Consider the following 21475-nt stretch of genomic DNA (forward strand, 5'->3'; position numbering starts at 1 on the left):
CGGGGCGTGCCGCGACGGGCCCGGGAGACGCCCCCGGCGGGCGTCTCAGACCTTGCGCAGCCCCGCGAACGCCGTACGTACCACGGCCTCGGCGACCTCGTCACGGCGCGCCGCACCGCCGCGCCCGGGGCGGTACCACTCCACGATCGAGTTGATCATTCCGAAGAGCAGCCGGGTGGCCAGCCGGATGTCCACGTCGTCCCGCAGGTCACCGTCGGCGGCGGCCCGCTTGAGCAGATCCGCGACCTCGTGGTCGAACTCCCGGCGGCGCTCCATGGCCCACCGCTCGGTGTCCGTGTTTCCCCGCACCCGCAACAGCAGCGTCACATAGGGGAGTTCGTCCATGAGCACCTCGGCCACCCGCCGGGTGACGTGCTCCAGCCGCTCGATCGCCCGCCCCTGGAGCGCGCCCGGCTCCTCCAGCACGCCGAACAGCCCGTCCAGGGCACGGCTTATGGCGCGCCGCAGCAGCTCTTCCTTGCTGCGCACGTGGTGGTAGATCGAGGACTTCGAGATGCCGGCCGCCTTGGAGAGGTGCTCCATGGAGGTGCCGTCGTAGCCGCGCTCGATGAACACCTCGACGGCGACCGCGAGCAGCGAATCGGGCGTATAGGTGTCGCGCTTGGCCATGGTCATGATTAGAGCACCTACTCCTCGAGGTCCGCACGGCGCCGTAGTGCCCAGGACGGTACATAGCGTCCGCCGGCGTTGTGGTGGTACATCGCGTCCAGCAGCTGCCACACCCACCGGGCGCCCAGCCTCTCGGCCCACTCCATGGGGCCGCCGGGATAGTTCACGCCCAGCCGCATGGCCGTGTCGATGTCTTCGGGGGTCGCCACCCCGCGGGCCGCCGCGTCCACGGCGAAGTCGACGATCATCGCGATGGTCCGGGCGGCGATCATGCCGGGCACGTCGTCGATCACGCTGACCTGCTTACCGAGCGCCTGGAAGAGCCCCACGGCCTCCGTGCGGTCCGCCTCGGAGGCCTGCGCCGAGGCGGCCAGGGCGATCCGGGTAGCGGCCCGGTAGTCGAGCGACAGATCGAAGCAGAGGTACCGGCCGTCGGCCCGGCTCGTCGCCGGACGGCCGTCGGTCAGTATCAGGCGGGCCCCTCCGGGCAGCCGGAGGAAGCCCTCCGGTCCGTACGGCGTGCCCTCCTCGGTGACCTTGATGCCCGCCTCCTCGATCAGCTCCCGCAGCACCGCCGCCGGGCCGGGCAGCGCCGCGTGCAGGGCGACGGACGCGGGCGCCGGGCACGGGTCTGCGGTCAGCGGTTCGGGCCGGGGCGCGCCCTCGGAGTAGTCGAACCAGCCGCGCCCCGCCTTGCGGCCGTGCAGTCCGGACTCCACCAGACGGCGCTGCGCCAGGGAGGGCGTGAACTTCGGGTCCTGGAAGAAGGCGTTCCACACGGAGTGGGTGACCGCCTCGTTCACGTCCTGCCCAATGAGGTCGGTCAGTTCGAAGGGCCCCATACGGAAGCCGGTGCCCTCGCGCAGCACCGCGTCGAGGGTGGCGGGGTCGGCGGTCCGCTCCTCATAGGCACGCAGGGCCTCGGCGTAGAAGGGGCGGGCGATGCGGTTGACGAGGAAACCGGGGGTGTCGGCGCAGCGCACCGGTGTCTTCCCCCAGGCCGCGGCGGTGTCGTACGCGGTGGTGGCGGCCGTCTCGTCGGTGGCGAAGCCGCTGATCACCTCGACCAGGGGCAGCAGCGGCGCGGGGTTGAAGAAGTGCAGGCCCACGCACCTGCCGGGGTGGCGCAGCCCTCCCGCGACGGCCGTCACGGACAGCGAGGAGGTGTTGGTGGCCAGCAGGCAGTCCGCCGCCACGATGTCCTCCAGGGCGGTGAACAGCTTCTGCTTCGCCGGGAGTTGTTCCAGGATCGCCTCGATCACCAGCGCCGCGTCGGCCAGCTCCGCGAGATCCGCCGCGGGGGAGAGCCGGTCCGCGGCGGCGTCCCTTTCGGACGCCGTGATCCGGCCTTTTTCGACGAGCCGGTCCAGGCGCCCGGCGATCGCCCCGGCGGCCTGCCCGGCGCGCCCGGGGGCCGTGTCGTAGAGGCGTACGCGGTGGCCGGCGACCAGCGCCACCTGCGCGATGCCCTGTCCCATGGTGCCGGTACCCACCACTGCCACGGTGTTGCTGGTCCCGAGTGCCGTCATGCCAGCTGATCCTCCCCGACCGACTTTTCCACAGCCTGGCCGGGCCCTCTTGCCCCGACCGATCGTTCGGTTACTCTAACTCTGTTGCCCGTGCGCACCCAGCCCCTGTCCACTCTCCGCCCGGCTCGACGAGGAGTTGGTCTTCGATGGCCGCCGAAATGACCGCAGCGCAGTTGATCGAGAAGCACCGTCCGACGCTCGACCGGACGCTGGAGGCGATCAGCACCCGCGCGTACTGGTCCCCGCACCCCGAGCACCCCAAGGCGTACGGCGAGACCGCCGCTCCCGACGGGCTCGCCGCGTTCGAGGCGCTGCGCGGCAAGCGGTTCGAGCTCGACCAGCCCGGCACCGACGACTGGACGGGCGAGGAGATCTCCCCGTACGGACCGGAGTTGGGCATCACCTATCCGCATCCGGACGCGGAGGTGCTGCTGCCGGCCATGCGCGCCGCGCTCCCCGTCTGGCGGGACGCCGGCCCGGAGGCGCGGGCGGCGGTGTGCCTGGAGATCCTGGCCCGGATCAGCGCGCGCACCCATGAGTTCGCCCAGGCCGTGATGCACACCAGCGGACAGGCCTTCATGATGGCGTTCCAGGCGGGCGGGCCGCATGCCCAGGACCGCGGCCTGGAGGCGGTGGCGTACGCGTACGCCGAGCAGGTCCGCACCCCGCGGCAGGCGCCGTGGTCCAAGCCCCAGGGCAAGCGCGATCCGCTGGAGCTGAGCAAGAGCTTCACGCCCGTACCGCGCGGCGTCGCCCTGATGATCGGCTGCAACACCTTCCCGACGTGGAACGGCTATCCGGGCCTGTTCGCGTCCCTGGCGACCGGCAACCCGGTGCTGGTCAAGCCGCATCCGCGGGCCGTGCTCCCGCTGGCGATGACCGTCAAGGTGGCCCGCGAGGTCCTCGAGGACGCCGGCTTCCCCGCCGATCTGGTGTGCCTGGCGGTGGACAGGCCGGGGGAGGGCCTGGCCAAGACCCTGGCCGTCCGCCCCGAGATCCGCATCATCGACTACACCGGCTCGACCGCCTTCGGCGACTGGCTGGAGACGCACGCCCGGCAGGCGCAGGTCTTCACGGAGAAGGCCGGCGTCAACACCGTCGTCATCGACTCCACCGACGACTACAAGGGCATGCTCGGCAACCTCGCCTTCTCGCTGTCCCTCTACAGCGGCCAGATGTGCACCACCCCGCAGAATCTGCTGATCCCGCGCGAGGGCATCAGCACGGACGCCGGGCCCAAGTCGTACGACGAGGTCGTCAGCGATCTCGCGGCCGCGGTGGGCGGGCTGCTGGGCGACGACGCCCGAGCCAACGCGCTGCTGGGCGCCCTGGTCAATCCGCAGGTCAAGGAGCGGCTCGAGGCCGCGTCCGGGCTCGGCGAGGTGGCGCTGGCCTCCCGTGAGGTGGCCAACCCCGAATTCCCCGGGGCCACGGTCCGCACGCCGGTGATCGTCAAGCTCGACGGCGCCAAGCCGGACGACGAGGCGGCCTATCTGTCGGAGTGCTTCGGCCCGGTCTCCTTCGCCGTGGCCGTCGATTCCGCGGCCGACGCGGTGGCACTCCTGCGGCGCACGATCCGCGACCAGGGCGCCATGACGGTCGGCGCGTACACCACCTCCGCGGAGGTGGAGCAGCTGGTGGAGGAGGCCTGTCTGGAGGAGTGCGCCCAGCTGTCGCTGAATCTGACCGGCGGGATCTATGTGAACCAGACCGCGGCGTTCTCGGACTTCCACGGCTCGGGTGGCAACCCGGCGGCCAACGCGGTGCTGTGCGACGGCGCCTTCGTGGCGAACCGCTTCCGGACGGTGGAGGTGCGCCGGCAGGCGTGAGGGCCGCCGGGGCCGGACGGGGGCCCGGAGCGTTGTTCCGGGCCTCTCACCGTTCGGTCAGCGGGCAGACGGCGTCAGGGGGCAGACGGCCCCTCGATCCGTGCGTGGCGGCCGATCCAGGCATGCATGGCGATGGCGGCCGCGGCCCCCGCGTTGATCGAGCGGGTCGAGCCGAACTGCGCGATCGAGCAGACCAGCGAGGCGTGCCGGCGCGCGTCCTCGGTCAGCCCCGGCCCCTCCTGGCCGAACAGCAGCACACAGCGCCGCGGCAGCTCGGTCGTCTCCAGCGGCACGGAGCCGGGGAGATTGTCGATCCCGATGATCGGCAGCTCCTCGGCCGCCGCCCAGGCCGTGAGATCCGCGGTGTCCGGGTGGTGGCGGACGTGCTGGTAGCGGTCGGTGACCATCGCGCCGCGGCGGTTCCAGCGGCGCTGCCCGACGATATGGATCTCCTTCGCCAGGAACGCGTTGGCGGTCCGGACCACCGAGCCGATGTTGAAGTCGTGGCTCCAGTTCTCGACGGCCACATGGAAGTCGTGGCGCCGGGTGTCCAGATCGGCGACGATCGCCTCCCGCGTCCAGTAGCGGTACCGGTCGACGACGTTGCGGCGGTCGCCGTGCGCGAGCAGCTCGGGGTCGAGCCGCTCGTCCTGCGGCCAGGGCTCGGGGTGCGGCCCGACGCCGATCTGGGTCCCGTACCCCTCGTCGTACTGGAGGGGCTCGGCGGGGGCGGTGTTCTCGCTGCTCACCCCACGAGCGTATGGCCCCCGCCGCCGTGCTCCGTACGGGCCGGCGGCTCACCGTCCCCGGATCCCGGAGCGGGATCGGTCTTCCGGTCCCGCGTGAAGAGCCGTTCCCGCAGGCCGGAGAGGCGCCCGGAGACCCAGGTCAGGAAGTTCGTCGGCAGGAAGACCGCGTCCGCGGTGATCATCGCGAGCGAGAAGAACGGCAGTCCCAGCAGGAACGCGATCGAGAGGTGCTCGCAGATCATCGCGACCAGCAGCACATTCTTCAGCCGGCGGTTGAAGAGCGTGAAGGGGAACGCGACCTGCACGATCACCGTGCCGTAGGTGATCAGCATGACCATCACGCCGTTGCTGCCGAGCAGGTCGGACAGCCCGGGCCAGGGGGAGAAGTAGTCCAGGTGCATCGGGTAGTAGACCGCCGTGCCGTCCTGCCAGCGGTTTCCCTGGATCTTGTACCAGCCGGCGGTGGCGTAGATCAGGCACACCTCGACCATGATCACCAGCAGTGCGCCGTTGTGCGCGAGCTTGGCGAGGGTGTCCAGAACGATCCGCGGCTCACCGGGCGCGTACCGCTGCACCGCCCACCACAGACCGTGGGTCAGCCACAGGCCCCACAGCACCAGGCTCCAGCCGAGGTGCGGGAACGGGCCGTGCCCGAACCAGGTGAGGCCGTCGCCACCGGTCAGCTGGGCGACGGCCAGGGCGAGGCCGAGCACGGTCCACAGCACGACGCCGGTCAGGTCGCGGGAGGCGGTGGGGCCGCCGGCAGCGCCATCAGGGGCGCCGGCCGCGGCCCGCCGGGCGCGCCGCGCGTCCAGCGACCAGACCTGCCCGCACCGGGTCAGCACGAGATACATCGACATCAGGTGGATGACGTTGTCGCCGCCGTCCCCTATGAAGATGCTGCGGTTCTGCAGCGAGAGCACGCCCACCATGAAGAGCACCGACATGGTGCGGGTGCGCCAGCCGAGCATCAGCAGCGCGGAGGCCACGACGGCCAGGAGGTAGACACACTCGAACCAGGCGCCGCTGTCGGACCAGGGCAGCACGGAGAAGGCGTGGTTGCCGGCCAGGAGCCGGCGCGCCATGTCCAGGCTCCAGGGGCTGTCGGGCCCGTAGAGCACCGCGCGGTGCGGCCATTCGCGCAGCAGGAACAGCAGCCAGGTCGCCGAGAAGCCGATCCGGATCAGGGCGGTCTGGTACGGCGCCAGCGCGCGTGCGGTGACGAGCCCGAAGCCACGGCCTATGGCGCGCTCCATGCGGGTCTCCTCGTAGGGGGAGGCCTCCTGGGGCGTCTGTGGCGCCTGTGCTTGCTGAGGCACGTCGGTCGGCTCCGTGGTGTGCGGCGGCTGCCGGTCGTCGTCCGGCGTCTGCTGAGGCTGCTGGGGCTTCGGTGACGTCACTGGTGCTTCGCCCCCTCGGGCAGGTCGTCAGCGGTGACCTGCCACCAGGGCAGTACGCGGTACACGGGCTTGTCGCTGATCTTCTCGGAGCTCCACGGCGGCGGGGTGACCGCGGTCGTCTGCGAGCGGACCTGGATCTGCTCGACGCGGCCGCCGCCCCGGGTCCACTCACCCTCCATCCGCGCCAGCACCAGCCGCCGGATGTAGCGCTCGGACAGCTCACCGCGGGTGCCCACCGGGCGGTTCTGCGCGTTGTGGCTGCTGCTGAAGAGCTCCCAGGCCCGGCGCAGCTGGTTCTGCTGGGTGTGACTGGGCAGCGGGTTGTGGAGGATGGCCTGGCCGTCGCGGGCGGTCAGATCCGTCCAGCCCGTGGTCCGCACGGCGCCGTCCGCGGTACGCAGCTGCCCGCGGACCTGGACCGCGATGTTCTGCTGGAGGGGGTTGGGCGCGAACAGCTTCCAGTTCTGTTCGTATTCGGGATACACGTAGTCGCTGATCAGGCCGCCCTGCTGCTTGCTGAGCGTGTTCGACGGCGCGACGTGCAGAAACATCATGGCGAGATGGATCGCGACGACGACCGCGACGACGCACGCCGCCACCCCGATGATGATCCGCGAGGGCAGCGAGAGCGCGGCCAGTGGCCGCGATTCGTCCCCGTATGACTGCATTCCCGCCCCGTTCCCAGAATCCATGCGGTCCACTCCGCTCCGGAACGGTACCTACGCGGCCCCGCCGGGCACACCCTCACCCGCGTTATCCACAGGCTTGACACCCGAGGTCCGCCCACTCACCATTGAACCGAACGATCGGTCGGTCGGGAGCAGCGAGGGGGCACCACATGACGACGATCGCGCCGGAGGACACGGCCCGCGAGGCCGTATTCGACGCCACCGTGGCCGCGGACGAGCGCATCGAACCGCGGGACTGGATGCCGGACGCCTACCGCTCGACTCTCGTGCGGCAGATAGCGCAGCACGCCCACTCCGAGATCATCGGCATGCAGCCGGAGGCCAACTGGATCACCCGCGCGCCGTCCCTGCGCCGCAAGGCGATCCTGATGGCGAAGGTGCAGGACGAGGCCGGCCACGGCCTGTATCTCTACAGCGCCGCCGAGACCCTGGGCACCAGCCGCGACGAGCTGCTCGACAAGCTGCACTCCGGCCGCCAGAAGTACTCCTCGATCTTCAACTACCCGACCCTGACCTGGGCCGACGTCGGCGCCATCGGCTGGCTGGTGGACGGCGCGGCGATCACCAACCAGGTCCCCCTGTGCCGCTGCTCCTACGGCCCCTACGCCCGCGCGATGGTCCGCGTCTGCAAGGAGGAGTCCTTCCACCAGCGACAGGGCTACGAACTCCTGCTGGCCCTCAGCCGCGGCACCGAAGCCCAGCACGCCATGGCACAGGACGCCGTGAACCGCTGGTGGTGGCCGTCGCTGATGATGTTCGGCCCGCCCGACGACGAGTCCTCGCACTCCGCGCAGTCCATGGCCTGGAAGATCAAGCGGCACTCCAACGACGAGCTGCGCCAGCGCTTCGTGGACATCTGCGTCCCCCAGGCCGAGGCCCTCGGGCTCAGCCTCCCCGACCCGGATCTGACGTGGAACGACGAGCGCGGCCACTGGGACTTCGGCCCGATCGACTGGACCGAGTTCCGCGAGGTCCTCAAGGGCAACGGCCCCTGCAACGCCCAGCGGATCAACCGCCGGCGGCAGGCGCACGAGGAAGGCGCCTGGGTGCGCGAAGCCGCCGCCGCACACGCGGCCAAGCACGGGAAGGCCACCCGATGACCACACCCCGCCCCGCCGAGACCGCCGCAACCGCCGCAGCCGCCGCTCCCCGGCCCGGCGACTGGCCCCTGTGGGAGGTCTTCGTGCGCAGCCGCCGCGGCCTCTCGCACACCCACGCCGGAAGCCTGCACGCACCGGACGCCGAGATGGCGCTGCGCAACGCCCGGGACCTCTACACCCGCCGCTCGGAAGGCGTCTCCCTCTGGGTGGTGCCCTCCGCGCAGATCACCGCCTCCTCGCCCGACGAGAAGGACGCCTTCTTCGAGCCGGCCGGCGACAAGCCCTACCGCCACCCGACCTTCTACGAGATCCCGGACGGGGTGCATCACCTTTGAGGAACGCCACCGCCACCCCGGCCCTGCCCCTCGGGGACGACGCCCTGATCCTCTCCCACCGCCTGGGCGAGTGGGCCGGGAATGCCCCGGTCCTGGAGGAGGAGGTCGCGCTGGCCAACATCGCACTGGACCTGCTCGGTCAGGCCCGCGTCCTGCTCTCCCTGGCCGGCGACGAGGACGAGCTGGCCTATCTGCGCGAGGAGCGGCAGTTCCGCAACCTCCAGCTCGTCGAGCAGCCCAACGGCGACTTCGCCCACACCATCGCCCGCCAGCTCTATTTCTCCACCTACCAGGAGCTGCTGTTCGAGCATCTCGCCACCACGGAGAGCGAGTTGGCGCCCCTGGCAGCCAAGGCCGTCAAGGAGGTCGCCTACCACCGCGACCACGCCCACCAGTGGACCCTGCGCCTGGGCGACGGCACCGACGAGAGCCGGGTCCGGATGCAGCGCGCGCTGGACGCCCTCTGGCGCTTCACCGGCGAGATGTTCGAGCCGGTGGAGGGACTGGAAACGGTGCCCTGGCCGGCTCTGCACGACAGCTGGGCCACCCGCATCACCCACACCCTGGAGCAAGCGACCCTCACCATCCCCGACGGCCCCCGACGCGGCGGCTGGACGGCCGGCACGGGCCGCCAGGGGCTGCACACCGAGTCGTTCGGACGGATGCTCGCAGAGATGCAGCACCTCCACCGCAGCCACCCGGGGGCGACATGGTGACCACCACCGCCCTCGAAGCGGAACTGCTGGCCCTGGCCGGTTCCGTTCCCGACCCCGAGCTGCCCGTGCTCACCCTCGCCGAGCTGGGCGTGCTGCGCGGAGTGCAGCTGACGGCCCCGGGCCGGGCCGAGGTGCTCCTCACCCCCACCTACACCGGCTGCCCCGCCATCGAGGCGATGTCGGCCGACATAGAGCAGGTGCTGCACGACCACGGCATCCCCGAGGTGGAGGTCCGCACGGTCCTCAGCCCGCCGTGGACCACGGACGCCATCACCGCCGAGGGTCGCCGCAAGCTCGCCGAGTTCGGCATCGCACCCCCACGCCCCACGGGACCGGCCGGCGGACCCGTCGCCGTCGACCTCACCCTGCGCTGCCCGCACTGCGGATCGACCGACACCACCCTGCTGAGCCGGTTCTCCTCCACCGCGTGCAAGGCCCTGCGCCGCTGTGAGTCCTGCCGTGAACCCTTCGACCACTTCAAGGAGTTGTGATGTTCCACCCGCTCCAGGTCCGGGAGATCGAGCGGCTCACGGACGACGCGGTGGCCGTCACCTTCACGGTCCCCCCCGAGCTGCACGCCACCTTCCGGCACACCCCCGGGCAGCACATCGCCCTGCGCCGCTCGGTCGACGGCCAGGAGATCCGCCGCACGTACTCCATCTGCGCCCCGGCCACCGACCAGCCGGTGCTGCGCGTGGGCATCCGCCTCGTCGAGGACGGCGCCTTCTCGACGTACGCGCTCAAGGAACTCGCGGTGGGCGACACCGTGGAGGTCATGGCCCCGGCCGGCCGGTTCACCCTCGCCCCCCGCCCCGGCCACTTCGTCGGCATCGTCGGCGGCAGCGGCATCACGCCCGTGCTGTCCATCGCCACCACCCTGCTCGCCCGGCAGCCGGACGCCCGCTTCTGCCTCATCCGCAGTGACCGCACGGCGGCATCGACGATGTTCCTGGAAGAGGTCGCCGACCTCAAGGACCGCTATCCCCAGCGCTTCCAGCTCCTCCACACGCTCTCCCGCGAGGAACAACAGGCCGGCCTGCCCTCCGGCCGCCTGGACGAGGACCGGCTGCGCTCCCTCCTGCCCGCCCTGCTGACGATCGACTCCGTCGACGGCTGGTACCTCTGCGGTCCCTACGGTCTGGTGCAGGGTGCCGAACGCGCCCTCCACACCCTGGGCGTGCCCCGCACCCGTATCCACGAAGAGATCTTCCACGTCGACAACGGCACCGCTACAGCCCCTGCCGTCCCCACCCCCGCCCACAGCACGGTGACCGCCACCCTCGACGGCCGCTCGGGCACCTGGCCCGTCCACGACGGCGAGTCGCTGCTCGAAGCGGTCCTGCGCAACCGCGCTGACGCCCCCTACGCCTGCAAGGGCGGCGTCTGCGGCACCTGCCGCGGATTCCTGGTCAAGGGCGAGGTCCGGATGGACCGCAACTTCGCCCTGGAGTCCGACGAGGTCGACGCGGGATACGTCCTGGCCTGCCAGTCCCACCCGGCCACGGAAAAGGTCGAGCTGGACTTCGACCGCTGAGGCTCTCGTCCCACCGGCCGGGCGCGACACCTTGCCCGTGGCACGCCGCCCGGCCCGAAACGCCAACTCCTCCACCCTCCACGGCATTCGCGCCCCACCACACCATTCCCAATTCCTGGAACCTGTTCTACCTTGGCGCTTCGTCAGGACGAGGCGCCGCGTGGGAGGACAAACCAGTGGACTTCACCTTCACCGAGGAGCAGCAGGCCGCCACCGAAGCCGCGAAGGCCGTCTTCTCCGGGGTCGCACCGGACAGCGTGCCGAGCCCCGCGCTCACCCCCGGTGCGGTCGCCGACGACTTCGACCGGACGCTGTGGAGCAAGCTCGCCGACGCCGGTCTGCTGAGCCTGCTGATCGCACCCGAGCACGGCGGCGCAGGCCTGGACACGATCGCGCTCTGCCTCGTCCTCCGCGAATCGGCCAAGGTTCTGGCGCGGGTCCCGCTGCTGGAATGCGGCGCCGCCGCACTCACCCTCCAGCGCCACGCATCCGATGAACTACGGGCGGAAGTCCTCCCCGGGATCGCCACCGGCGACCTCGTCGTGACCGTTGCCACCGCCGGCCGCACCGGACACGAACCGGCCGAACTCGCCGTGCAGGCCCGCCCGGAGGGCACCGACTGGATCATCGACGGCGTCCAGACCGCCGTCCCCTGGGCCCGGACGGCGGACCGGATCCTGCTCCCCGCCCACACCCCCGAAGGCCGCGCCGTCCTCGCACTCGTCCCCCGCACCCACCCCGGCGTCACACTCGACGAGCAGACATCCACCAACGGTGAGCGCCTCGCCGAGGTCCACCTGGACTCCGTACGCATCAGCACCCGGGAAATGATCGGCGACGCCACCGCCTGGGCGTCGCTGCGCAACGTGCTGACCACCGGCACCTGTGCACTCGCCCTGGGGCTCGGCGAGCGCGTCCTCGCCATGACCAGCGACTACACCGGCAAGCGCGAGCAGTTCGGGTTCCCGGTGGCCACCTTCCAGGCCGTCGCCGTCCAGGCCGCCGACCGCTTCATCGACCTGCGCGCCATGGAGGCCACCCTCTGGCAGGCGGCCTGGCGCCTCACCACCGACGCGAGCGGCCCGCTACCGCCCGCCGGAGATGTGGCGGTCGCCAAGATCTGGGCCTCCGAGGGCGTCCGCCGCGTCGTCCAGACCGCCCAGCATCTGCACGGCGGCTTCGGCGCCGACACCGACTATCCCCTGCACCGCTACCACGCCTGGGCCAAACACCTCGAACTCTCCCTCGGCCCCGCCGCCGTCCACGAGGAAGCCCTCGGCGACCTGCTCGCGACCCATCCACTGGGCTGAAGGGAAAGAGACTCCACCACGCGCCCCGGGAGGCCGGGGTACCGGGACAACAGGAGCCCCGGCGCTGGTTTCACGTGAAACCAGCGCCGCTTTCAGGGAGACGCCGCCACGGATGCAGGCCGCGCGAACGCCGGCCGCCTCCTCCGAGGACTTCGCCGCCGCCGTTTGGCGGGCCGTCCGCCCCGTGCGGGCTCTCGCCTCCCGGCTAGACGACCGACCCCGAGCCGCCCTTACCGTCCGAGACGGGCCGGCCGGCGGCTTCCCAGGCCTGCATGCCGCCGGCGACGTTCACCGCGTCGACGCCCTGCTGGATCAGATACTGGGCGACCTGCGCAGAACGCCCGCCGACCCGGCACAGCACATACACCTTGCCGTCCGCGGGAGCCGCCTCGGTCAGCTCGCCGTAGCGGGCGACGAAATCGCTCATCGGGATGTGCAACGCACCCTCGGCGTGCCCCGCCTCCCACTCGTCGTCCTCGCGCACATCCAGAAGGAAGTCCTCCGACGTGAGCGCATCAACACCGACCGTGGGCACAGAACCAAAATGCATGGCCCCGACGCTACCCGACCAGCTGCGCGAGGTAGGCCTCGCGTTCTGAGACATCGGCGAGCAGCTTCTCGGCGATCTCCTCCAGCAGCGCGTCCGGGTCCTCCGGCGCCATCTTGATCATCGCGCCGATCGCGCTCTCCTCCAGTTCGGCGGCAGCGGCAGCCAGCAGCTCCTTGCGCTCGGCCAGCCACTCCAGCCGGGCGTAGAGCTCCTCGCTCTCGCTGAGCCGCTCCTCGGGCACGGGACCTTCCTCCCACTCCCGCGCCAGCTCACGCAGCAGCGCCTCGTCGCCCCGCGCGTACGCGGCATTGACCCGCACGATGAACTCATCCCGCCGTGCCCGCTCCGCGTCCTCCCGCGCCAGGTCGGGGTGCGCCTTGCGCACCAGGTCGCGGTAGACCTTGCGGGCTTCCTCACTGGGCCGCACCTTCTGCGGCGGCTGCACCGACTGCTCGGTGAGCATCGCCTGCGCCTCCGGGAACAGCCCGTCCGGCCCCATCCAGCCGTGGAACAGCTCTTCCACCTCCGGCATCGGCAGCACCGAGGCCCGGGCCTCCTGCGCCTTGCGGATGTCCTCGGGAGCGCCCGTACGCGCGGCCACCGCCTCGGCGATCTGCGCGTCCAGCTCGTCCAGCCGCGCGTACATGGGGCCGAGGCGCTGGTGGTGCAGGCGGGAGAAGTTCTCGACCTCCACCCGGAAGGTCTCCACCGCGATCTCGAACTCGATCAGCGCCTGCTCCGCGGCCAGCACCGCCTTTGCCAGCCGCTTGGTCGCCTCGTCCTGCGCCGCCTGCTGATCCTGCACGTCGACCTGCTCTGCTCCCGGGTCGCCCGGACCCGCCCCAGGCGCTCCCCCTGCCCCGGCCGAGCCGGCGGGCGTCTCGGCACCTGCCCCGGCCTGACCGGCGGGCGGGCCGACCGTCTCGCCCTGGCCCGCGCTGCCCCCCTCGGGGCTCGCGGGCTGGTCTTCCGGGCCGCCGCCGTCACCGAGCGGGGCGCCCTGACCGCCGCCGCGGGCGTCCGTTGCCCGCGGGTCGGCCTGGTCGTCCGGGGTACCCGATACGTCCGGTCGGTGCTGGCCGTCCTGCGCGTTCTCCGCGTGCGAGTTCGTCACCCGGTCAGCGTACGGCCCATGCCGGACCGGGGCTTCCACGGTCGCCCGCCCCCTTCCTGACCGGGGCCCTTCCCCCCCCGCCCCACCCCTCCTCCCCCTCAATCAAGCGCACGATCAGCTGAGCAACCGGGCAACCGGCCAACCAACCGACCAGCTGAAGTCAGCCACCGACCCTCCGACGGCAGCGCCCCGCGCCAGACCCCCGCACCAGACGTCAGCGAACGGCGACAGCGGTCAGCGGTCAGCGGTCAGCGGTCAGCGGTCAGCGGTCAGCGGTCAGCGAGAGGCTTCCGGTGCGACGGCCGCCCCGCGAAATGCCGTACTCGGTACGCAGCAGTTTCACCCGCGTCACCCGAGCCCGAGCCCGCGCCTAGCTGCCCGACACCCGGGCCCATCGCCCGGACCGATCACCTGGCACCTGGCACCTGGCAGCTGCCAGCACCCAAGGCCCGCACCCGCCACCCGGCGCCGGCCCCCAGCCCAGCCCCGCACCTGTCACCCGGCCCCCGGCTCCCGGCTCCCGGCTCCCGGCTCCCGGCTCCCGCACCAAACAACCGCACCCTCCGACCCCGGCGTCCACCCGGGCCAGCCCGCTCTCAGACCCCGGTCTCTGCCGGGATGCGGCCGTTTCTTACGGCTGTGGTCAGTGCTGCGTGGTCGGCTTCGGTGCGGTCGGCGTAGGACAGGGCGAAGGTGGCGATGGCCTCGTCGAGTTCCTCGTTTTTTCCGCAGTAGCCGGCCACCAGGCGGGGGTCGGCGCTGTGTGCGTGGGCCCGGGCCAGGAGGGCTCCGGTCATTCGGGCGTAGTCGTCCAGCTGGTCGTCGGAGAGCTGTGCCGGGTCCACACTGCCCTTGCGGTTTCTGAACTGGCGGACCTGGAAGGGCAGTCCGTCCTGTCGGGCAGTGCCCGGAGGCGTGCCGACCGAGCCGGGTGAGGCTATGTCCCGCACCGTCGTCCAGCCCAGCAGGATGTCGCTGACCACCTGCATCCGGCGCTGTCCGAGCACTATCCGGCGCCCCTCGTGTATCACCGGCGGCACCGGGAAGCCGGCCTTCTCCACATACGGTGCCAGCACCGAGGCGCGTGCCTCCTTCACCTGGAGGACCAGCGGCTCGCCCCGATGGTCCAGGAGCAGCACCACATAGGACCGCAGGCCCACGCTGCCCGTGCCGACCACACGGAATGCCACGTCCTGCACGGCGTACCGGGCCAGCAGGGGCAGCATGTCCTCGGGAAGCGTGTCCAGATAGTCGGTCAGGGAAGCGGCCACCGCTGCGGCTTCGGCATCCGGCACCCGCCGCAATACCGGCTCCGCGTCCACGAACCGCAGGCCGCCGTCCGCCGTCCGCTCCGTCGCCTTCGCCGCGAACCGCGCGCTGGTGTTCTTGCGCGCCTTGTCCGCGACCCGCTCCAGCGTCCCCAGCAGATCCCGGGCGTCGGTGTGGGAGACCAGTTCCTCGTCGGCGATCGCGTTCCACGCCTCGGTCACCGGAAGCTTGGCCAGCAGCCGCATGGTGCGCCGGTACGCGCCCGTCACATCCTGCGCGGCCCGGTGGCAGTCGTCGTCACTCGCGCCCGCCTCCCGGCCCGCCAGCACCATCGAGGTGGCGAGCCGCTTCACATCCCACTCCCACGGGCCGTACAAGGTCTCGTCGAAGTCGTTGAGATCGATGACCAGGCCGCCCCGGGCATCGCCGTAGAGCCCGAAGTTGGCGGCGTGCGCGTCTCCACAGATCTGCGCGCCGATGCCGGTGGTGGGGTCGGCCGTCAGGTCGTACGCCATCAGCCCGGCCGAGCCGCGGAGGAAGGCGAAGGGACTCGCGGCCATCCGGCCGACCCGTATCGGTGTCAGCTCGGGCAACCGGCCGGCGTTCGATGCCTCCACCGCTGCCACCGCATCCGGTCGCCCGGGCGCGATCGACAGTGCGGCCTGCTCGGCGCGCGGAAGACGCTCCCGCAGCGCCTTTCCGACCGCCTTGGGCGACGGCCCTTGGGCGTCCGCCTTCGCGAACCCCGGTACGTACGGCACACGCGACATCGCGGCCACCTCCCCCTTCACGAACTGCGCTGCTGTGTCCCTGTCTTCGCGATCACCGGCCCGCCAGCGGCGGACGGTCCTGCGCTCCGACGGCAACGACGTTACCGAGATCCCCGCACGGCACGCAGGGCCTGTGGATAACTCTTCGGAGCGACCGAACCCGACCGGAGTGCACCAAACCCGACTGCACCGACCCGAACCTGACGCCTCATCAAGGACACCGGCCCCAGCGGCCGCCCCACAGCACCCCCAGCACACCCGTCACACGGCCACACCGCGCCGCCACCTCTCGACCAACGCCGCCCCACCGCCCCACAACCGCACCACCGCACCGCACAGGCAACCAGCCCACCCCCGTGGTCCCCCTCCCTCAAACCCCCACAGCCTCTTCCATCTCCTCTTCCCTCTCCTCGTCCACCCTCGCCCGAGCCGGCCGTCCAGCCGTCGGACCGGACGCCGCACCCGACACCGAAACCGGCTCCGGCACCGCGGCCCGCACCGCGGCCGCCGCCAACGCCTCCGCGTTGGCCACCGCCTCGGCCTCCGCACCGCGCCGCCGCCGCTCGGCCAGCGCCGCCGCACCGACCGTCACCACACCGGCGACCAGCCACCCCACCAGCGTCCAGACGTGTCCGGACAGGCCGTAGCCGTCGAAGTAGACGTGGCTGCGGGTGCCTTCGACGAAGCCCGCACCGTTCCAGAACGAGTGCAGCGCCGCGAAGAACCCGTTCTGCATCTCGGGGCGGAAGATCCCGCCGGAGGACGTGAAGTTGAGCATCACGAACAGGGCCATCACACCGAGCGTGGTCCAACGCTTGAGGAAGGTGTGCAAACCGGTGCCGATCAGCAGGATGCCGGCGGAGTAGAGCCACGCCATGCCCCACAGACCCTCGAGGCCGTGGTCGACGAGGTGGAAGACCGGACCGGCGAACGCCGTGCCGATGAGGCCGACGACGAAGGACATCCCCACTGCCAGCCCCGCCCGCAGCCGGATCGGCAGCACGGCGCCGGCGCCGCCGATCACCGCGACCGACGCATAGGAGCCGATGCTGATCGCGACCAGCAGGAAGAAGATGCCCTGCCCGGTCGGATCGTCCCCAACCGTCGGCACCACGTCCGTGACCTTCAGCGGCGCGCCCTGGTGCGCCGCGATCGGGGTGAAGACCTTCTGCACGACGGTGGCGCTGGTGTCGGATCCGGCGGTCGCCACCAGCAACTCGGGAGCCGGCCGCACGGACCCCGCCGCCCCGTCGGCACCCGCCCGCGCCCGCGCCCCACCCGAAGCCCCCAGAGCACCAGAAACGTCCGAAGCACCCGAAGCGCCCTTCGCACCATGGGCGTTGCTCACATACGCGCCGAAGATCTCCTGGTGCTTGAGCCCGTCGATCGCCGCCGACCGGTCGGCGACGGTCCGCACCTCCAGCGCGCCGTCCGCCTTGTCGTTGATCGACTGGGCGAGCAGCTGCGCGCTGCGGCCCGAACCGACGACTGCGACGGGCAGGTGGTGCGGCGCCGGGTTGGCGAAGGCACCCAGGTACGCCAGCCCCATCCCGACGCACATCAGCAGCGGGGTGATCAGGTGCGTCAGGACGTGCCGCAGCCCGGCGGAGTGCGGGGACCGCCGGGAGCGGTGGGCGTGCGGGTGATCACTTCGGTGGTCGGGACGTCGGTCCGTACTCATGGGGCAGGCCTTCTCAGCTCGTCGGCTCAGCTGTCGCCACTGGCGGAATCCAGTAGTTGGCTATTACAACTCTCAAATCACGTTGTACTATACAACTAGCTCTACGAAAGGCAACCCGTGGCCCATCGCGACGACTCCGTCGAGACCATCCAGCAGGAGATGACCGCGTTCGCCCGCCGGGCCCGCGCCAGCGCCGCCCGGATGCACCCCGAGCTGTCACTGGTCTCCTACACGCTGCTGGCCCACCTCGATGACCAGCAGGGATGCCGCGCCACGGACCTCGCCGCGCACTACCTCCTGGACAAGTCCACGGTCAGCCGGCAGATCGCCGCACTGGAGAAGCTCGGCTTCGTCGAGCGCCGTATCGACCCGGACGACCAGCGCGTTCAGGTGCTGCACCCCACCGAGCAGGGCGCCCAGGTGCTCGCCAACGTCACCGCCCGCCGCCGCCTGGCGTTCCGCGAACGGCTGGCGGACTGGAACGAGGACGACCTCGACCGCTTCGCGACCTACCTGCAGCGCTACAACGCCGCCCAGGAAGGGCAGGGATAGGAATCAGGCCACCGGCCGGGGTCAAGACCGCCGGGACAGCTCCCGCACCGCCACACACCCGCCCCGGCCCGCCCCGAGGCGCCCATCACCCTGCTTCCGGCCCGCCTCCGGCCTACTTCCGGAACCGCTCCGGGCACTGCCCGCCGTCGGTGAGATACGTCTCCGCCCACCGCGCCAGCTCCTTGAGCGAGGGCTCCATGGCCAGACCGGCCTCCGTCAGCCGGTAGGAGACCCGCAGCGGAGGCCCCGCGTCCACCTCGCGCACGACCAGGCCGGTCGACGACAGCTCCATCAAGCGGTCGGAGAGCATCCGCTCACTGATCCCGGGGATGGCCCGCCGCAGCTCGGCGAAGTGCACCGGGCCCGGCATGAGAGTGGCGACGATCAGCCCCGTCCAGCGTTTCCCGAAGACCTCGAAGACGCGCGTCATGCCGCCGTCGACCTGCCTGCACATCGCCTCGCCCTGGTCCGCCATACGCCCAGCGTACCGCCCTCCCGTTTGCTACTGCGGAAAAGTAAGCTCCTGTGGTATGAATAGTGACGTACGGAATTCAACCTGTGGTCGCGCACCGCCCGGCCGCGTACCGAAGGACCGATCCCATGGCCACGCTTCTGCTCATCGACTCCTCCGTCTTCCCCGAGGGCGGCTCCGCCTCCCGCTCGGTCACCGCCGCCTTCCGCAAGGCCTGGGAGGCGGAGCACCCCGACGGCACCGTCATCCACCGCGATCTGGCCGCCGACCCGCTGCCGCACCTCGACGCGGTCGCCGCCTCCGCCGGCTTCGCCGACCCGGCCACCCACTCCCCCGAGCAGCAGGCGGCCTTCGCGCTGCGCGTTCAGCTCGCCGAGGAGCTGGAGCAGGCCGACGCGATCGTCATCGGCGCACCGATGTACAACTTCACGATCCCCTCCACGCTCAAGGCGTGGCTCGACCAGGTGATCCTCATGGGCCGCACATCGGGCGCGCAGCCGTCCGCCAAGGGCACCCCGGTCACCGTCGTCGCCAGCCGCGGCGGCTCCTACGCGCCGGGCACGCCCCGTGAGCCCTTCGAGTACGTGCAGAACTACCTGGAGGCCGTGCTGGGCGGCGGGCTGGGCCTGGACGTCGACTTCATCGTCCCGGAGCTGACCATGGCCCCCAGCAACCCGGCGATGGCCGAGCTGGTGCCGCTGTACGAGACCTCCCGCGACAAGGCGCACGAGGACGCGACGGCCAAGGCGAAGGCCCTCGCCACCCGCCTCGCCGCCTGAGCCAGGCCCGGAACGGGAGCAGCCTGGGGAAGACGGAACAGAAACGGGGCCCGGGGCCCTGGGAGAGAGCTGCCGGACGCGGCCCCTCGCCCAGACCCCGGGCCCCAACTCCCGCCCCCGGAAGCCCGATTAGCCCGCACCGCCCGGCGCACCGCCCGGCGCCCCGCCCCCGGAAGCCGTCCGCCCGGCCCCGCGGGCACGCGCACCCAAGATCAAATATGTGACGCAGGCCTCACACCGGCCGCCACACACCCGGCGAACCCCTACCGCACCGTGACACAGCCGACAACGTGACGAAGACAACGAAAGACCCCCGGTCTCCGGATTTCTCCGGAGACCGGGGGTCTCATCTGTGCGCGAGGGGGGAGTTGAACCCCCACGCCCTTTCGGGCACTGGAACCTGAATCCAGCGCGTCTGCCTATTCCGCCACCCGCGCATGGGTGCTGCCGACTGATTCTCTCACCTGATCCGGGCCGTTCGGTCCGGGTCTTGTGCGAGCGCCTTTCGACATGCAGAACATTAGCACGCTGTCGGGGGTGCCTTCACATGCCTTTCCCCCGGTCCCCGACCTGCGGGGACCTCCGGGCCGCACCCCTCCGTGCCTCGGACATTGGCCGTGGGCTGCCCCGAGGGGTCACACTCGCGGTAGCCGCAACCGGAGCGCGCGCACCGGCCTGCCTACGGGCCGGCCGGAAGGGCAGGCTCCGTACCGGGGCCCCGTGCCACGACCGACTCCGGGCCCCGCCCGGCCGGACCGGTCGGCGGTTGCGGGACACTGTTCACGGGGCACATCTACGATCGCAGTGCACGAGCAGTGGGCAAGGAGCAGACAAGCACCGGGCAACCCTGTGAGGGGCGACACTCGTCCTCAAGGCGGGAAAGGGGAACCAGCCGATTTCCCTACGCGTGGATACGATCAGTAAGCAGTATCAGGACGACTCGATCAGGACGACCCCGACGAAGACTGAGGAAGGAGGTGCCCCGTGGGAGTACTGAAGCGTTTCGAGCAGCGGCTCGAAGGTCTCGTCAACGGCACCTTCGCCAAGGTGTTCAAGTCCGAGGTACAGCCCGTTGAGATCGCCGGCGCCCTTCAGCGCGAGTGCGACAACAACGCCACCATCTGGAACCGCGACCGCACGGTCGTTCCCAACGACTTCATCGTCGAGCTGAGCACGCCTGACTTCGAGCGGCTGAGCCCCTACAGCGGTCAGCTCGGCGACGAGCTCTCGAGCATGGTCCGCGACTACGCGAAGCAGCAGCGCTACACCTTCATGGGCTCGATCAAGGTCCATCTGGAGAAGGCCGACGATCTCGACACCGGCCTGTACCGCGTCCGCAGCCGCACGCTCGCCTCCAGCTCATCCCAGGAGCCCGCGGGCCCGGCGGCCGCCCAGCGCGCCGGCTCGGCGCCCCGCGGCAGCCAGCCCGGCGGCGGGCACGTGAGCCCGCCCCCGATGCCGTCGTCCCCGCCTCCCGGCGGCGCACAGCCCGTACCCCGTACGGCACCGCCCGGTGCAGGACCGCAGCCCCACGCACAGACCCGGCGCTGGATCGAGATCAACGGCACCCGCCACCAGATCTCGCGACCCACCCTCGTGCTGGGCCGCAGCACCGACGCCGACGTACGGATCGACGACCCGGGTGTCTCCCGGCGTCACTGCGAGATCCGGGTCGGAACGCCCCCCATGGTCCAGGACCTGGGCTCCACGAACGGCATCGTGGTGGACGGGCAGCACACCACTCGCGCTAATCTCCGCGACGGCTCGCGGATTGTCGTGGGCAGTACCACCATCGTTTACCGGCAAGCCGAAGGGTGAAGCGGGGGCAATGTCAGAGCTGACCCTCACGGTCATGCGGTTGGGTTTCCTCGCCGTACTGTGGCTGTTCGTCATCGTGGCCGTTCAGGTCATCCGCAGCGATCTGTTCGGCACGCGCGTCACACAGCGCGGTGCCGCCCGGCGCGGCGGGCAGGAAGCACGTACGCAGCGACAGGCGGCCGCACCGCCACCGCAGCAGCAGCAGCGCCGCCAGGAAGGCGGCCGCGGCAACAACCGGCAGCGCCGAGGAGCCCCCACCAAGCTGGTGGTCTCCGAGGGCTCGCTGACCGGCACCACCGTCGCCCTCCAAGGCCAGACCATCTCCCTGGGCCGCGCGCACGACTCCACGATCGTGCTGGACGACGACTACGCGTCCAGCAGGCATGCCAGGATCTACCCGGACCGTGACGGCCAGTGGATCGTCGAGGACCTCGGTTCCACCAACGGCACGTACCTGGACCGGACCCGACTGACGACCCCGACACCGATTCCGCTGGGAGCCCCGATCCGCATCGGCAAGACCGTCATCGAGCTGCGGAAGTAGTACGACAATGAGCGAGCGGAGCGAGCGAGCCGCGGCGGTCCACTCGACGGACCACGGTGGGCTCCCGACCGGAGGGTGGGCAGTGTGGCTCGACGAGACCGGCTG

At 71.1% G+C, this 21475-nt stretch carries 21 protein-coding genes and 1 tRNA gene; 11 read left to right on the forward strand and 11 right to left on the reverse strand.

What is annotated here, in order from left to right:
• Positions 1–45 precede the first annotated feature (45 nt).
• On the reverse strand, positions 46–636 hold the full coding sequence (locus IEY78_RS06915; protein WP_189096689.1) for a TetR/AcrR family transcriptional regulator: 591 nt from the start codon (positions 634–636) through the stop codon (positions 46–48).
• A gap of 11 nt (positions 637–647) precedes the next feature.
• Complete coding sequence (locus tag IEY78_RS06920; RefSeq protein WP_189096690.1) at positions 648–2159, reverse strand: 3-hydroxyacyl-CoA dehydrogenase; 1512 nt, start codon at positions 2157–2159, stop codon at positions 648–650.
• A 146-nt stretch (positions 2160–2305) separates the two neighbouring features.
• Between IEY78_RS06920 and paaN the strand changes: the two genes are divergently transcribed.
• On the forward strand, positions 2306–3988 hold the full coding sequence (gene paaN, locus IEY78_RS06925) for a phenylacetic acid degradation protein PaaN (protein ID WP_189096691.1): 1683 nt from the start codon (positions 2306–2308) through the stop codon (positions 3986–3988).
• Positions 3989–4062: 74 nt separating this feature from the next.
• Here the strand turns inward: paaN and IEY78_RS06930 are convergent, their stop codons facing one another.
• The 3 genes from IEY78_RS06930 to IEY78_RS06940 are packed head-to-tail and all read right to left on the reverse strand — an operon-like array spanning position 4063 to position 6805.
• A complete protein-coding gene (locus IEY78_RS06930; RefSeq protein ID WP_189096692.1) occupies positions 4063–4737 on the reverse strand; it encodes a TrmH family RNA methyltransferase in 675 nt (224 codons plus the stop codon).
• Positions 4734–6137 carry an HTTM domain-containing protein gene (locus IEY78_RS06935; protein ID WP_189096693.1) on the reverse strand — a complete coding sequence of 468 codons (1404 nt, stop codon included), beginning with the start codon at positions 6135–6137 and terminating at the stop codon, positions 4734–4736. Before IEY78_RS06935 ends, IEY78_RS06930 begins: the two co-directional genes overlap by 4 nt.
• Positions 6134–6805 (reverse strand): DUF5819 family protein, encoded by a 672-nt coding sequence (locus IEY78_RS06940; protein WP_189096873.1) that lies wholly within the window; start codon positions 6803–6805, stop codon positions 6134–6136. The genes IEY78_RS06935 and IEY78_RS06940 overlap by 4 nt, the downstream gene beginning before the upstream one ends.
• A gap of 170 nt (positions 6806–6975) precedes the next feature.
• On the opposite strand from IEY78_RS06940, the gene paaA reads away from it, so the two are divergent.
• From paaA to IEY78_RS06970, 6 genes are all read left to right on the forward strand, one after another.
• Positions 6976–7926, forward strand: a complete 951-nt coding sequence (gene paaA / locus IEY78_RS06945) for a 1,2-phenylacetyl-CoA epoxidase subunit PaaA (RefSeq protein ID WP_189096694.1) — start codon at positions 6976–6978, stop codon at positions 7924–7926.
• Positions 7923–8261, forward strand: a complete 339-nt coding sequence (gene paaB, locus IEY78_RS06950) for a 1,2-phenylacetyl-CoA epoxidase subunit PaaB (protein ID WP_189096695.1) — start codon at positions 7923–7925, stop codon at positions 8259–8261. Before paaA ends, paaB begins: the two co-directional genes overlap by 4 nt.
• On the forward strand, positions 8258–8977 hold the full coding sequence (paaC, locus tag IEY78_RS06955; protein ID WP_189096696.1) for a 1,2-phenylacetyl-CoA epoxidase subunit PaaC: 720 nt from the start codon (positions 8258–8260) through the stop codon (positions 8975–8977). Before paaB ends, paaC begins: the two co-directional genes overlap by 4 nt.
• Positions 8971–9468: a 1,2-phenylacetyl-CoA epoxidase subunit PaaD gene (gene paaD, locus IEY78_RS06960; RefSeq protein ID WP_189096697.1), complete on the forward strand. Its 498-nt coding sequence runs from the start codon at positions 8971–8973 to the stop codon at positions 9466–9468. The genes paaC and paaD overlap by 7 nt, the downstream gene beginning before the upstream one ends.
• Entirely contained in the window at positions 9468–10511 is a 1044-nt protein-coding gene (paaE, locus tag IEY78_RS06965) for a 1,2-phenylacetyl-CoA epoxidase subunit PaaE (protein WP_189096698.1), read from the forward strand. Before paaD ends, paaE begins: the two co-directional genes overlap by 1 nt.
• A gap of 176 nt (positions 10512–10687) precedes the next feature.
• Complete coding sequence (locus tag IEY78_RS06970; protein ID WP_189096699.1) at positions 10688–11821, forward strand: acyl-CoA dehydrogenase family protein; 1134 nt, start codon at positions 10688–10690, stop codon at positions 11819–11821.
• Between the two features lie 205 nt (positions 11822–12026).
• Here IEY78_RS06970 and IEY78_RS06975 read toward each other — a convergent pair whose 3' ends face one another.
• The 4 genes from IEY78_RS06975 to IEY78_RS06990 form a co-directional block, all read right to left on the reverse strand.
• The gene (locus tag IEY78_RS06975; RefSeq protein ID WP_189096700.1) at positions 12027–12371 is read right to left on the reverse strand and encodes a rhodanese-like domain-containing protein; all 345 of its coding nucleotides are present in this window, start codon (positions 12369–12371) and stop codon (positions 12027–12029) included.
• 10 nt (positions 12372–12381) lie between these two features.
• Positions 12382–13485 (reverse strand): J domain-containing protein, encoded by a 1104-nt coding sequence (locus IEY78_RS06980; protein ID WP_229699748.1) that lies wholly within the window; start codon positions 13483–13485, stop codon positions 12382–12384.
• A gap of 596 nt (positions 13486–14081) precedes the next feature.
• Complete coding sequence (locus tag IEY78_RS06985; RefSeq protein WP_189096701.1) at positions 14082–15524, reverse strand: DUF2252 domain-containing protein; 1443 nt, start codon at positions 15522–15524, stop codon at positions 14082–14084.
• A 370-nt stretch (positions 15525–15894) separates the two neighbouring features.
• Positions 15895–17205 (reverse strand): YhgE/Pip domain-containing protein, encoded by a 1311-nt coding sequence (locus IEY78_RS06990; protein ID WP_189096702.1) that lies wholly within the window; start codon positions 17203–17205, stop codon positions 15895–15897.
• Between the two features lie 117 nt (positions 17206–17322).
• Here IEY78_RS06990 and IEY78_RS06995 point away from each other — a divergent pair, with 117 nt between their 5' ends.
• Positions 17323–17757 (forward strand): MarR family winged helix-turn-helix transcriptional regulator, encoded by a 435-nt coding sequence (locus IEY78_RS06995; protein WP_189096703.1) that lies wholly within the window; start codon positions 17323–17325, stop codon positions 17755–17757.
• Between the two features lie 112 nt (positions 17758–17869).
• Here the strand turns inward: IEY78_RS06995 and IEY78_RS07000 are convergent, their stop codons facing one another.
• Complete coding sequence (locus IEY78_RS07000; RefSeq protein ID WP_189096704.1) at positions 17870–18232, reverse strand: winged helix-turn-helix transcriptional regulator; 363 nt, start codon at positions 18230–18232, stop codon at positions 17870–17872.
• A 125-nt stretch (positions 18233–18357) separates the two neighbouring features.
• On the opposite strand from IEY78_RS07000, the gene IEY78_RS07005 reads away from it, so the two are divergent.
• Positions 18358–19008, forward strand: a complete 651-nt coding sequence (locus IEY78_RS07005) for an FMN-dependent NADH-azoreductase (RefSeq protein ID WP_189096705.1) — start codon at positions 18358–18360, stop codon at positions 19006–19008.
• A gap of 353 nt (positions 19009–19361) precedes the next feature.
• On the opposite strand, the gene IEY78_RS07010 is transcribed toward IEY78_RS07005, so the two are convergent.
• Positions 19362–19445, reverse strand: a tRNA-Leu gene (locus IEY78_RS07010).
• A 547-nt stretch (positions 19446–19992) separates the two neighbouring features.
• On the opposite strand from IEY78_RS07010, the gene IEY78_RS07015 reads away from it, so the two are divergent.
• Together IEY78_RS07015 and IEY78_RS07020 are read left to right on the forward strand one after the other, a co-directional pair.
• On the forward strand, positions 19993–20826 hold the full coding sequence (locus IEY78_RS07015) for an FHA domain-containing protein (protein ID WP_189096706.1): 834 nt from the start codon (positions 19993–19995) through the stop codon (positions 20824–20826).
• A gap of 10 nt (positions 20827–20836) precedes the next feature.
• The gene (locus IEY78_RS07020) at positions 20837–21370 is read left to right on the forward strand and encodes an FHA domain-containing protein FhaB/FipA (protein WP_189096707.1); all 534 of its coding nucleotides are present in this window, start codon (positions 20837–20839) and stop codon (positions 21368–21370) included.
• The last annotated feature ends 105 nt before the right edge of the window (positions 21371–21475 follow it).

Source organism: Streptomyces kronopolitis (genome assembly GCF_014646275.1).
GTDB lineage: Bacteria > Actinomycetota > Actinomycetes > Streptomycetales > Streptomycetaceae > Streptomyces > Streptomyces kronopolitis.